The following is a 12,090-nucleotide window of genomic DNA, read 5'->3' on the forward strand; positions in this document are numbered from 1 at the left end:
TCGAGATCGACGCACCGCCCCGACTCGTCTGGGACGTCTTCACCGACGTCGAGCACTGGCCGGACTGGACCGCCTCGGTCACCTCCCTGACCGGGCTGGACGGCGCGGCCCTCGCCGTCGGCAGGCGCTTCGCGATCAAGCAGCCCGGCATGTCGAAGCTGAAGTGGCGGGTCACCGAGCTCGACCCCGGCAGGTCCTGGACCTGGGTGCAGCGCTCGCCCGGAGTGCGGGTGCGCGCACGCCACGACGTCATCGCCCAACCCGGCGGCCGCACGCTGGTGCGCCAGCAACTCGACCAGGGCGGCGCGCTGGGGGCCCTCGTCGGGCGGTTGATGATCAAGAAGACCAAGCGCTTCCTCGACCTGGAAGCCCAAGGCCTCAAGGCCCGCGCCGAGCAGCTCAGCCGCGCCGATGGCGCGCACCCCTGACACCGGGCGGCGCCAACAGCTCCTCGAGGCACTCGTCGCCGAGTTCGCCACCGGCGGCATCGGCGACCGGTCCCTGCGCGAGGTGGCCGCCGCAGTGGGCACCAGCCACCGAATGCTGTTGCACCACTTCGGCTCTCGCGAAGACCTGCTCCTGGCAATCGTCGAGGCGGTCGAGCACCGGCAGCTGGGTGTGCTGTCCGAACTGCCGACCGGCCCGGCCGAGGGCTTCGCGGCGATGTGGGCCGACCTGCGTCGACCCGAGCTGCGCCAAGCCGAGCGCTTGTTCTTCGAGTGCTACGCCCGCGCCGCCCAGGGCGAAAAGCCTTTTGCCCGAATGGTTCCCGGGGCCGTCGAGAGTTGGCTGGCCGAGGTCGACGCGATCGCCGAGGCTCCGGTCGATCCCGCCTTGGCCCGGCTCGGGTTGGCCGTCGCACGCGGCCTGCTGCTGGATCTCGTCGCGACCGACGACGAGGCCGGCGTGGATGCGGCCGCGCAGGCTTTCATCCGGCTTTTGGCAACACCGAAATAAGCGTGTCGACGAGTTCCTCGGCGCTGGTGTGCCACTTGTCCAGATCCATGTGGCCACTCAAGTCGAGGCCCGTAATGCCATGCGCGCTCGTCAAAATGAGCGCCCCGTAGCGCGGGGCCTGCTGCGGACCGGTGATGCGACCGACCATCTGAAGGAACAGCTCCTGCGTGCGTTGGGCCGCCTGCATCGCCGCGGTCGGGTCACCCGCCGGCGGGGTGAACATCAGGCGGTAGAGATGCGGGCGGGTGCGGCCGATGTCGATCAGCGACAGCAGGGCCGACCGCAGACATTCCTGCGGCGAATCTTCGCTACCCACCAACGCTTCGAGCGCGTCACCCAGTTCGCGCAGTGCGTTGGTGGCCAACTCGGCGAGCAGAGACTCCTTGTCGGCAAAGTGCCGATACGCCGCCGAGCGCGACACGCCGCTGCGGGCGCCGACCTCGCGCAGCGTCACCGCGTCGACACCGCCGAGGTCGAGCAACACCCCCGCCGCCTCGACCAACGAACGGCGCGTCGCCGCCGCGCTTTCGGCCCTTGTCGTCACCCGCAGAGCATAAGCCGGTCGTTGGGTTGACAATGTCAACTCGACTGCTAGTTTGAGATGACAGCGTCAACTCAAACTAGGTCCCCTCGATCGGAGAACCCCATGATGTCGTCGAATCGCGCCAACCGTAATGAGCTGATCGTCGTCACCGGCGCCTCGACCGGCATCGGCGCGGCCACCGCTCGAGAATTGGCCCGCAAGGGTTTTCATGTGCTGGCCGGTGTGCGCCGCGACGCGGACGCCGAGGCGCTGCGCGCACAAAACATCGAGCCGCACATCCTGGACATCACGATGGAAACGGACGTGGCCGCCATCGCCGACCGCGTCGCGCGCGATCCGCTGCGCCGTCCCCTGCGCGCGCTGGTCAACAACGCCGGCATCGCGGTCAATTCTCCAGTCGAAACGCTGCCGATCGACCAGTGGCGCCGGCAATTCGAGGTAAACCTCTTCGGCCACATCGCGATGACCCAGAAGCTGTTGCCGGCCCTGCTGCTCAGCGGAGGCACCGTCGTCAACATCAGCTCGGTCGGCGGCAAGGTGGTGTTGCCGACGTATGGCGCGTATGCCGGTTCGAAGTTCGCCCTGGAAGCCGCCAGTGACGCGTTGCGGCGGGAGGTCGCCGAACTCGGCATCAAGGTGGTCGTCGTCGAACCCGGCGCGGTCAAGACCGAGATGGCCGAGCGCGGCATCAGCACCGCCGAGGGCCTGATGGCCAGCCTGACCGAGGCGCAACTCGCCCGCTACGGCGATCTCATCGGGGCCGTCACGGCGCAAGCCCGGTCGTTCGGCGAGGAGGGCGTTTCGGCCGAACACGCCGCGAAGGTGGTCGCCAAGGCCGCGACCGCACCGCGTCCACGCACGCGCTACACCATCGGACGCGACGCCGCAATCCTGTTGTGGATCAACCGCGTGGTGTCCGACCGGGGGCTGGACCGCATCGTGCGGCAGAACCTGCGATCCTTCGCCAGGAAGTCGCAGGCCCGCGAACAACGCAGCGCCGCAACAACTTCGGTCGGCCTTTAGACCGCCGCCCGTGCGCCCGTGTTGACGCCGTAGAACTGGTATTCGTCCGGCTTGACCGAACGGGTCGCCCGCCAGTACTCCCAGGTGTAGCCGCCCCAGAGCACGGTGTTCTTGCCGTGCTCGTCCAGATACCAGCTGCTGCAGCCACCGCTGTTCCACACCGAGGGGCCCAGCCTGCGCTGCAGCTCGGCGTTGAACTTGTCCTGGGCGGCGCGGGTCGGGGCCAGCGCCTGGGCGCCCAGCTTGTCGCAGGTCGCGATCGCGTCCGCGACGTAACGGATTTGGGATTCGATCATGAACACCACCGAGTTGTGTCCCAGCCCGGTGTTGGGTCCCAGCAGGAAGAACAGGTTGGGCACGTCGGCGACGGTGATGCCGCGGTGCGCGCCGATGCCCTCGCGGTTCCAGCGGTCCACCAGGTCCTCGCCGTGCAGCCCCTTGATCTGGACGTAGGTGTAGGAGTCGGTGACGTGGAAGCCGGTGGCGTACACGATCACGTCGGCGGGCCGGTGGGTGCCGTCGGCGGTGACGATGCCGTCGGCGGTGATCCGCGAGATGTGGTCGGTGACCAGTTCGGTCTTCGGGTCCGCGACCGCGCCGTAATAGGTGGAGGAGTTCAGGATTCGCTTGCACCCAATGCGGTAATTCGGGATCAGCTTGCGCCGCAACTCCTTGTCCTTGACCGCTCGGCGAATGTTGTATTTGCAGTAGGACTCGATGAACTTGAGCAGGTTCGGCCGCTTGGTCATGCCGAAGGCCAGCGCTTCCTGCCCCCAGTAGATCGCGAGCCGCACCAGCGCGCGCAGCCCGGGCACGTTCTCCATGGCCCGGCGCACCGCCGGCGGAATCTCGGGGTTCGACCGCGGCACCACCCACGGCGGAGTGCGTTGGTAGAGCTGAAGTTCGGCGACCTTCCCGACGATCTCCGGCACGATCTGGATCGCACTGGCGCCGGTCCCGATGACGGCCACCCGCTTGCCGGTCAGGTCGACGCTGTGGTCCCACTCGGCGGAATGGAAAGCGGCGCCGGCAAACTCGTCGCGGCCTTCGATGTCGGGCATGGACGGGATGTGCAGCGCGCCCGCACCCGAGATCAGGAACTGGGCGACGTATTCGCGCCCGTCGGCGGTGAACACGTGCCAGCGGTTCTCGTCATCGTCCCAATGGGCCCGATCGACCAGCGAGTCGAACTCGATGTAGCGACGCAGCCCGTACTTCTCGGTGACGCCCTTGAGGTAGTCCCAGATCTCGGGCTGAAAGGAGAACGGGTTCTTCCAGTCGGGCTTGGGCTCGAACGAGAACGAATAGAGGTGCGACGGGATGTCGCAGGCGCACCCCGGATAGCTGTTGTCCCGCCAGGTGCCGCCGATGTCGCCGGCCTTTTCCAGGATGACGAAGCCGACGCCCTGCTTTTGCAGCGCGATCGCCATCCCCAGACCGGAGAACCCGGTCCCGATGATGAGGGCGCGCGTGTGCACGGGCTTCGAGGCGCTGGCCGCAGGGGTTGTCTCGGTTTGTGTCACGACGTCGGTCACGGTCGATCGGTCCTTCTATCCAGGCGTGTCGCGGGTCGGCGTCAGCCGGCGTCTTCGGCTGCGGCCCCGGCCGGCGCAGATACCCAGTACCCAGGGTATCGGCTTGGACGAGTGTTATCGATGGCCGCGGCGGTTGTCAACGCGGAACTGCGCTCAGCCCACGGCCGGCTTGACGGTCACCATGTCGTGAATCGGCAGGTCAGGATTCATCGTGATGCCCAGCGCCTCGGCGGTCCCGACGATGACCCCCATCATGATGGTGGTCAGGTGCGCGACGAACTGCTCGCGCGACATCAGCCGGGGGCTGTCCGGCTCGGGGCCCAGCCACCACTCCGTGGCCGACGCCGCGCAGCCGAACGCCGCGTTGCCGGCCAGTTCGACCGCCGCGTGGTCGAGTTCCATCTCGCGCAGCTCGTTGTCGAACATGTCGGCCACGGCCAGGGTGATGCCGCGTCCCTCGTCCAGGATCTGGGGGCTGGCCGCCGAGCGGCCCTGGATGAAGACGCGCAGCACGTTGGGGTGCTTGTCGACCAGGATCACGTACTCCTCGACGCTGCGCCGGATCACCTCACGGGCCGAGTCCGTTTTCAGGTCGATGGACGCGAAGATCGCGGCCCACAGCATGTCGCGTAGCCGCTCCCCGATCGCCTGGAACAGGTCCGACTTGTCGTGGAAGTGCCGGTAGATCTTCGGCTTGGCGGTGCCGGCCTCCTCGGCGATTTCCCGCACGGACAGTTCGGGGCCGAGCCGGTCGATGGCGCGGAAGGCCGCGTCGACGATTTCGCTGCGCACTTTCTTGCGGTGCTCGCGCCAGCGCTCGCTGCGCGCGTCGACCTTGGCCCCAGGCTTGACAGCCGGGTGGGGTCTAGGAGGCCGAGGAATTCTCACCACATCAAGCACTGTACCGCGCGACGGGCGCTGACCTGGGCAGACTGCCCGATCAAACGGCTGGGCGTGCCCGTTCAGGCGTATCGCTGGGCGTACTCACCGGGACTGCAGCCGAGCATCGAGCGGAAGTCGTTGGTGAAGTGGGCTTGGTCATACCAGCCGAGGCGAACCGCCAGATCGGCCAGATCGACGGATCGATCGGTCTCGATTGCCAACGCCGCCTGCTGCAGGCGGTAACGGCACAGGACCCATTTGACCGGAACCCCGACGTAGTGGCGGAAAACCCGCTGGGTGGTTCGCACGCTCCACGGTGAGCACGCCATCACGTGCTGTACTCGCTGGATGGCGTCGTCGTCACGGATCCGGTCTAGCAGCGCGTTGAGTGACGTATAGGTCGGGTCGGGGTCGGTGCGTGTCCCGATCATGGCGTCCAGTTGCGCGGTCGTGCCATCGATATCATCGTCGAAAAGCGCTGGGCTGTCGAATAAGTCGTCATCGACGCACACAACCCGGCCGGTCAGCGCGCTTGCATCGCGTCGGAATCGGGCGGTGAATCCGCCCGGCCGGAAGCGCGCGCCGACCACCGCGCCGCGTCCCGACAACTCGATGGCGAAGATCCGCTGAACCACGCCGTGCACCAAGGTGGCCGGCAGGGTGAACCCATGGCGGGGTGAGTCGGTGCCCCACTCATGGGTGAGATTGATCGATGGGAAAGTGATGACCAAGCTTTCCTGCGGGGTCCGCCCGGTCAGGTCCCAGCGCACCGACCAGAAGTGCTCGACGAATTCGGCAGCCGCCACCGAGGGCACCGTGCGGTCGAGCTCGAATATCGAGCCGGTGGCAGCCCGCCCGACCACACCGGGCTCCGGCGCTCCCGCCGGTGGCGTGTTTTTACAAGCGTCCACGCGACGAATCTAGCCAAGCTGAACGACATGAATCCCGAACCGATCCCCGAGGGCTACACGAGTTTGACCCCTTTTCTCGTTGTCGACGGAGCCGCAGCCGCCATCGAGTTCTACACCGACGTCTTCGGCGCGGCACTCGTCGAGAAGATGCTCGGGCCCGATGGCACGGTCGCGCACGCGGAGTTGGACTTCGGGCGCGGCAGGTTGCAGCTGTCCGACCCCAACCCCAGCTATCAGCTTGAAGCCCCGAGCCGCACCGAGGCGGTCACCCACTCGATCGCGCTCTACTGCGCGGACGTCGACGCCGTGCTGGCGCGGGCCCAGAACGCGGGGGCCACACTGCGGGAGGCGGCCCAGACCTTCGTCACCGGCGACCGGTTCGGGTCCATCACAGACCCGTTCGGGCAGCGGTGGTCGATCATGACGCGGGTCGAAGACATCGACTCAACCGAACGCGAACGCCGGCTGGCCAACTGGGGCGCCGAGAACCTTTGATCGGTCGCGGTCCTCGAGCATGCAGGACACGCAGCCCTCGACTTCTGTTCCGCCGATGCGTCGCTACGGCCCGCGCAGTACCTCGCTCGGTGAGCGGCCGAACTCCCGCCGGTAGTCGGCCGCGAACCGGCCGAGATTGCCGAAACCCCAGCGGTATGCGACGGCGGCCACCGTCGTCCCGTCCTCGACTGATGACTGCCTGAGCTCCGCGTGCGCTCGCGCGAGGCGGATCGACTTCAGGTGTGCCATGGGAGTCGTGTCCAGGTGCCTACGAAAGGCCTCCTGGAGGGCACGAGTGCTCAACCGTGCTGCGGCCGCGACGTCACCGATCCTGATGTCCTCAGCGGCCGCGTCCTCGAGGTAGGCGATCGCACGCCGAACGGCCGGAGGTTCGACGCGGCCACTCGGACCCGCATCGGCCGCCGGAAAAATGCCGGCGTAGGCCTCCACGATGCTCGCTATCAACATGCGACGTATCTGGGCGGACAGCAATGTCTCGGACGTGAGGAGCCCGTTCGGTCCGGCGTTGCGGAGCAGGAACTGCATCACCTTCGCAACGGCCACCGTTCCCGCCCGGGAGGCGTGCCGGTCCAACGGGAATCGGACCGCGGCCGGCTCGTCCGTGCCGGTGAATTCACCAACCGCCGCCTCGAACTCGGTGCGGCCGATCCGCACATGGAAGAGGTTGCAGTTCTCTTCCCAACGCAACTGATACGCGGTGTGCGCGTCCAGCACGACATGTTCGCCGGGCACCAGCAACCGTTCCCCACTCGCGGCACGGGCCGCAAACCGCCCGCTGATCTGCTGGGAAACCAGGACGAAGTCGTCGAACGTCGACGATTCCATCAGGGTTGTAGCCGACCCATACGAGAGGGCGTAGACGCCTAGCCCAGTGGTGCCGCCCTCGGCGTGCCGGGCCCGGAACGCCGATAACCTGCCTTTTACAGCGAGGCGATGGGGACAGTAGACAGACGCGACTTGAGTTCTCGCGTCGTCCGGATCCGAGGTGTCGATCCGGATGCGCAGGCCGTCGATCATCAGGCTGTGGCCCGTTCGTGGATCGCCGTCGCCATTTCAAGCACGCTCAAGCCCCGCCCGACGGCTGACGTCGTCGGTTTCGCCGGCAGGCGCGGAGGGCGCCGCGACGAGGGAAAGGCCGCGGAGGCCGGCGGCGCGGTCGCGCGCGCAATCGCCTGCAAGCGGTGTCACCTCGTTCACGCTCGTCGTTTGGTAAGGGCCAATCAAGCCTGCACCAGCGCAGCGCGATTCACCCATGGCTATCGAGCCGTTGTGCCCACGAAATGCGACACCCTGACGTCAAGGAACAGCCGCGTATTCGATCGGCATCACCGGACGCCCGGTGGCGGCGCGCGCCGGCCTGGAGCGGACCAGTCGGGGCCACCAGAAGAAGGGTCCGAGGAGCCGGGCAAGCGCGGGGGTGACGAACGAACGCACGATGAGAGTGTCGAGCAGCAAACCGATCCCGATCGTCGATCCCATTTCCCCCACCGAGACCAGCTTCCCGGAAACCATCGCCATCATGGTGACGGCGAAGACCAGGCCCGCGGTGGTGACCACCTTGCCCGAGTTGGCGACCGCTCTGATCAGACCGGTGTTCAGGCCCGCTCGGCTTTCTTCGAGGTAGCGGGCGATGAGCAGCAGGTTGTAGTCAGAGCCGACCGCAACCAGGATGATGAAGGTGAGCGGCAGGCCAAGCCAGCTCATCGGGATGCCGAGCACGTGCTGCCAGATCAGGACCGACAGGCCGAACGCTCCCGAGTAAGAAAACGCGACGGTTCCGATGATGACCAACGCCGCGATCACGCTTCGTGTGATGAGCAGCATCACCAGGAAGATCAACGCGAATGCTGCGGTGGCCGCGATGATCAGGTCCGTTTTGGCCGCATCCTGGATGTCCCAGTACGTCGTCGCCGCGCCGCCGAGATAGACGCGGGCGCCACTGAGGGTGGTGCCCTTCAGCGCCTCCTGCGCGGCCGCCAGATAGGTCTGGTCATGCTGGATGCCTTGCGCAGTGAGCGCCTCACCGTCGTGGTAGATCATGTATCGCGCGGCTTTGCCGTCCGGAGACACGAAGTATTTCAGGTCGATCCGGAAAGAGGGATTCGCGAAGGCGTCTGGTGGTAGGTAGAAGAATTCGTCGTTCTTCGCACTGTCGAAAGCGTAACCCAGGTCCATCATCTGGCGGCTCAGCTCGTCGAGTTGGGCCAACTGGGGTTCGATCGTGCTGTGCTCAGCCAGGATGACCCGGTGGAGTTGGTCGAGCTCATCGACGTTTCGGCTGAGTAGTTCGACCAGTTGTGGCAGCACCGAGTCCTGGATCAGTGCAGCTTGAAGATTCTTGTCCATCTGCTCGTCCAGCTGGTCGAACTTGTCGGTCGCGTCGAACAGCGATCGCAATGACCAGCAGAGCGGGATGTCGAAACAATGCTTCTCCCAGTAGAAGTAGCTTCGGACCGGACGCCAGACGTCGTCGAACTCGGCGATGTTGTCCCGCAGCGCATCCGTGACGTCTTTCATGCCCTGGGCGGCGTTGGCGGCGAGATGCGTCGCGCCGGCCTGTTGTGACGTCAATTGCTGCTGATGACGCATCAGTTCGGTCATGCGACTCGTGATGTCGGCCATGTCGGTCAGCCGGGTGTTCAGGTCGGTGAGGAACGGCACGAGCTCCTTGATCTTCGTTCCCATCGAGCCCATTGTGTAGGTGAAGGATGAATGCTCGAGCGGAGTCCCCAGCGGCCTGGTGACGCTCTGGATCAACCCCACGCCCGGAGTGTGAAAGACGCTGCGCGCCACCCGATCTAATGCGATCATATCCGTGCTGTTACGCATATCGTGATCGGACTCGACCATGAGCATGTCGCCGTTGAGCCTGCTGACCGGGAAGTGCCTGTCGCTCGCGGCATATCCCAGCTTCGACGGGCTGTCATCGGAGATGTAGATGCGGTCGTCGTAGTTGGGCCGGTAGCTGGGCAACGTCAGCGATCCCACAAGCACCACCAGGCAACTTGCCAACAGGACCCGGCCAGGCCACCGGACGGTAACCGTGCCGATCTTGCGCCAAATGCCGGCGCCTCCTTGGCGTTTCGGTTCGAATACCCCAAATCTGCTGCCGAGTGCCAGCACGGCCGGCCCGAAGGTCAGGGCGGCGCTGACCGCGGTGAGCATTGCCACGGCACAGGGGATCCCACAGGTGTTGAAGTAATTGAGCCGGGTGAATTTGAGGCAGAACGTCGCGCCGGCAACCGCAAGACCAGACCCCAGGATGACGTGCGACACGCCGTTGACTGCGGAATAGTATGCGGTTTCCCGGTCTTCGCCAGCGTGGCGTGCTTCGTGATAGCGGCCGATCAAGAAGATCGCGTAATCGGTGCCCGCGCCGAGGATGAGGGATACCAAGAGGTTCGACGCGAACTCCGATATCCCGATGAGCTTGTGGAAGGCCAACAAGGACACCAAGCCCCGCCCGCAGTTCAGTTCCAGCATCACCATGAGCAGGACGAGCAGCGCGGTCGAGACCGAGCGGTAGACGACCAGCAGCATCACGGTGATCAGGACGATGGTGACGAACATGATCATGATCAGGCTCTCGTTACCGGCTTCGAGCATATCCGCCGACAGCGGTGCCGAACCCGAGACGTAGACCTTCAGACCGGGCGGGGTTTTGTTCTGCGAGACCAGGTCTCGCACCGCCTTGATCGACTCGTCCGAGACCGCCGAGCCGAGGTTGCCGGCGGTCCGTACCAGCGTGTAGGACGCCTTTCCGTCGTTGCTCTGCACCCCCGCGGCGGTGGTTCCCTGCCCCCAGAGGTTCATCACGTATTGAACGTGTTTGTCGCGCCGTAGTTTTGCGACCAGATCGTTGTAGAACACATGGTCGCCTTCGTCCAACTTGTGTTCGCCTTCCAGCACGACCATCACCAGGCTGTTGCTGTCGGACTCTTTGAATACCTGCCCGATGTGGATGAGTGCTTGTGACGATGGCGCGTCGACCGGGACCAGCGGACCCCGGTTCGCTTCGGTGACCGGCTCCAGCTGCGGAACGACCGTGTTGAGTACAACCATGAGGGCGATCCACGCGAGCACCACGGGCACGGCGAACCTGCGAATGGCCTTGGCGAAGAACGGCCTTCGCGTGTTGTCACTATGGTTCATGCGGACAGCACCTGGCACCATACGCCGGCATGGTCACCGGTTGCCGTGTGTTCGGAACGCACCTGCCCGTCGACAGTGATACGGCAGCCGATGTTGCCGCCTGCCACCTGCGCGGCGATATCGGCGGTGGCCGTCGTCAAGACCGTTACTTCGGTGTGTGTCCACGGCAGCGCCGCGAGGTCGACCAGTACGGGGCGGGAGTTCACGTCCCAGTAGCTGGCCCTTCCCCACCCCGCGAGATCGCCGAAAATGTCGTATTCGATGCGTTTGGGATTGAACTGGGCTATCGAGAATTTGTTGCCCGGACTTCGAGTTCGGTCCTGGGAACCGAAGATCCCGTGTGCGGAGTCGATGATGAATGCCGCCAGGACAACCACGACGGCCACCAGGGCGGGCAGCCAGAGCCTGCTGACCAGCCGCCGACGTACGGACGCGACCATGAGTGTGACCCCTCCTGCGGGCCAAGGAAAGACATGCGGGGATGACAGTGAACGCAGCTGCGACGAAACCGCTAGGTGCGCAACCCGCTGAGCATCCGGGTGAAACTGGCAAGCTCGGCGAAGCCGTCCCCGGTGGGAGCGGATCGCCCGGCGGCCCGAAAGACGGTGTCGAGATCCGCACTGCTTGCCTTCCAGCCACGCTCGGCCAGATACGCCACCGGATCGGCGTGCTTTCCGGCGAAAGTCAGGTCGCGCATGTCTATTTCGGGGTCCCGCTCATTCCACATCGCATGGTGCATTCGCAGGTTATCGCCAAGCGCGTCGGCCCGGGGGCTGTCGATGTAGTCGGCCCCGAGCCGGCTGCCAGGGGCACTCAAGGCGGTGATCGCGTCGAGTATCTCGTCGTGTGTCTCGGGCGGTAGGTACCCGATGAGTAGGCCCTCGACGATCCAGACGGTCGGCTGAGCGCCATCGAAACCCGCTTGCCGCAATGCCGTTGACCAGTCCTGGCGCAAATCGATGCCTAGGCAGTGGTGCCCGTCTGCAGGCGGCCAGCCCAATCCGGTCAGGACGCTGCGCTTCCACTCGATTACCCGCGGTTGGTCGACTTCGTAGATGGACATCGCCGACGGCCAATCCAACCGGTAGGCGCGACAATCCAATCCGGCGGCCAGGATCACGGCTTGCCGAATGCCCGACTGACACGCGTCGAGGGCGAAGTCATCGAGGCTGCTACTGCGCATCCCGAAGTAGGCGGGCATCCAGGCGACATCGAGGTCGGAGAAACTGATTGTGCCGTCGACTATTTGGGTGAACAATCGTAGTCCGACCGCCCGGACCAATACCTCGGCGAACGGATCCCTGATTACCGGGTCGGTTTGCTTGCTGGCGACCGCCCGTGCCGCGGCCACCATCGTCGCCGTCGCGCCTACGCCGGTCTTGAGGTCCCAACTATCGTCACGGGTCCGTGGCATGATCGCCCCTTTGCATCATCTGGCCCCCGAACGAATCTGCGTCGCTCGGGTCGCTGTCTGATGCAAAGTTAGGGCGGCTACGACAGCCGGTCTACCCGGATTACGCGGGCGGTGGCCGGAAAACGCGGTGGCGCCCGGCTTTACACCGGGCGCCGG

Annotated in this window: 12 protein-coding genes; 4 read left to right on the forward strand and 8 right to left on the reverse strand. The window is 65.5% G+C overall.

The window, feature by feature from the left end; all coding sequences use genetic code 11:
- Both A5622_RS22145 and A5622_RS22150 read left to right on the forward strand, forming a co-directional pair.
- The coding region (locus A5622_RS22145; protein WP_066864706.1) for an SRPBCC family protein at positions 1 to 428 on the forward strand (428 nt) is incomplete at its 5' end.
- A complete protein-coding gene (locus tag A5622_RS22150) occupies positions 412 to 957 on the forward strand; it encodes a TetR/AcrR family transcriptional regulator (RefSeq protein ID WP_066881244.1) in 546 nt (181 codons plus the stop codon). The genes A5622_RS22145 and A5622_RS22150, both read left to right, overlap by 17 nt.
- Here the strand turns inward: A5622_RS22150 and A5622_RS22155 are convergent.
- Positions 929 to 1,501: a TetR/AcrR family transcriptional regulator gene (locus A5622_RS22155; protein ID WP_066881246.1), complete on the reverse strand. Its 573-nt coding sequence runs from the start codon at positions 1,499 to 1,501 to the stop codon at positions 929 to 931. The two genes, A5622_RS22150 and A5622_RS22155, sit on opposite strands and share 29 nt — an antisense overlap.
- 102 nt (positions 1,502 to 1,603) lie before the next feature.
- Between A5622_RS22155 and A5622_RS22160 the strand changes: the two genes are divergently transcribed.
- A complete protein-coding gene (locus A5622_RS22160; RefSeq protein WP_066864715.1) occupies positions 1,604 to 2,524 on the forward strand; it encodes an SDR family NAD(P)-dependent oxidoreductase in 921 nt (306 codons plus the stop codon).
- Here the strand turns inward: A5622_RS22160 and A5622_RS22165 are convergent.
- The 3 genes from A5622_RS22165 to A5622_RS22175 form a co-directional block, all read right to left on the reverse strand.
- Positions 2,521 to 4,059, reverse strand: a complete 1,539-nt coding sequence (locus A5622_RS22165; protein ID WP_066881248.1) for an NAD(P)/FAD-dependent oxidoreductase — start codon at positions 4,057 to 4,059, stop codon at positions 2,521 to 2,523. The two genes, A5622_RS22160 and A5622_RS22165, sit on opposite strands and share 4 nt — an antisense overlap.
- A gap of 153 nt (positions 4,060 to 4,212) precedes the next feature.
- Positions 4,213 to 4,941: a TetR/AcrR family transcriptional regulator gene (locus tag A5622_RS22170; protein ID WP_156748738.1), complete on the reverse strand. Its 729-nt coding sequence runs from the start codon at positions 4,939 to 4,941 to the stop codon at positions 4,213 to 4,215.
- A gap of 80 nt (positions 4,942 to 5,021) precedes the next feature.
- Entirely contained in the window at positions 5,022 to 5,804 is a 783-nt protein-coding gene (locus A5622_RS22175) for a helix-turn-helix domain-containing protein (RefSeq protein ID WP_197497871.1), read from the reverse strand.
- Positions 5,805 to 5,879: 75 nt separating this feature from the next.
- On the opposite strand from A5622_RS22175, the gene A5622_RS22180 reads away from it, so the two are divergent.
- A complete protein-coding gene (locus tag A5622_RS22180; protein WP_066864725.1) occupies positions 5,880 to 6,347 on the forward strand; it encodes a glyoxalase/bleomycin resistance/extradiol dioxygenase family protein in 468 nt (155 codons plus the stop codon).
- Positions 6,348 to 6,410: 63 nt separating this feature from the next.
- Here the strand turns inward: A5622_RS22180 and A5622_RS22185 are convergent, their stop codons facing one another.
- The 4 genes from A5622_RS22185 to A5622_RS22200 form a co-directional block, all read right to left on the reverse strand.
- Entirely contained in the window at positions 6,411 to 7,385 is a 975-nt protein-coding gene (locus A5622_RS22185) for an AraC family transcriptional regulator (RefSeq protein WP_066881250.1), read from the reverse strand.
- A 279-nt stretch (positions 7,386 to 7,664) separates the two neighbouring features.
- Complete coding sequence (locus tag A5622_RS22190) at positions 7,665 to 10,541, reverse strand: RND family transporter (RefSeq protein ID WP_369829251.1); 2,877 nt, start codon at positions 10,539 to 10,541, stop codon at positions 7,665 to 7,667.
- A complete protein-coding gene (locus A5622_RS22195) occupies positions 10,517 to 10,960 on the reverse strand; it encodes an MmpS family transport accessory protein (RefSeq protein ID WP_066864734.1) in 444 nt (147 codons plus the stop codon). The genes A5622_RS22190 and A5622_RS22195 overlap by 25 nt, the downstream gene beginning before the upstream one ends.
- A 71-nt stretch (positions 10,961 to 11,031) precedes the next feature.
- A complete protein-coding gene (locus A5622_RS22200) occupies positions 11,032 to 11,934 on the reverse strand; it encodes an SAM-dependent methyltransferase (protein WP_066881254.1) in 903 nt (300 codons plus the stop codon).
- Positions 11,935 to 12,090 lie beyond the last annotated feature (156 nt).

Source organism: Mycobacterium sp. 1245801.1 (genome assembly GCF_001673055.1).
Classification (GTDB): domain Bacteria; phylum Actinomycetota; class Actinomycetes; order Mycobacteriales; family Mycobacteriaceae; genus Mycobacterium; species Mycobacterium europaeum_A.

What these genes read in the sequence shown, in the direction of transcription:
- A5622_RS22150 (WP_066881244.1), top strand. Translation starts at nt 412, where the DNA reads ATGGCGCGCACCCCTGACACCGGGCGGCGCCAACAGCTCCTCGAGGCA.
- A5622_RS22160 (WP_066864715.1), top strand. Translation starts at nt 1,604, where the DNA reads ATGATGTCGTCGAATCGCGCCAACCGTAATGAGCTGATCGTCGTCACC.
- A5622_RS22180 (WP_066864725.1), top strand. Translation starts at nt 5,880, where the DNA reads ATGAATCCCGAACCGATCCCCGAGGGCTACACGAGTTTGACCCCTTTT.
- A5622_RS22185 (WP_066881250.1), bottom strand. Translation starts at nt 7,385, where the DNA reads ATGATCGACGGCCTGCGCATCCGGATCGACACCTCGGATCCGGACGAC.
- A5622_RS22190 (WP_369829251.1), bottom strand. Translation starts at nt 10,541, where the DNA reads ATGGTGCCAGGTGCTGTCCGCATGAACCATAGTGACAACACGCGAAGG.
- A5622_RS22195 (WP_066864734.1), bottom strand. Translation starts at nt 10,960, where the DNA reads ATGGTCGCGTCCGTACGTCGGCGGCTGGTCAGCAGGCTCTGGCTGCCC.
- A5622_RS22200 (WP_066881254.1), bottom strand. Translation starts at nt 11,934, where the DNA reads ATGCCACGGACCCGTGACGATAGTTGGGACCTCAAGACCGGCGTAGGC.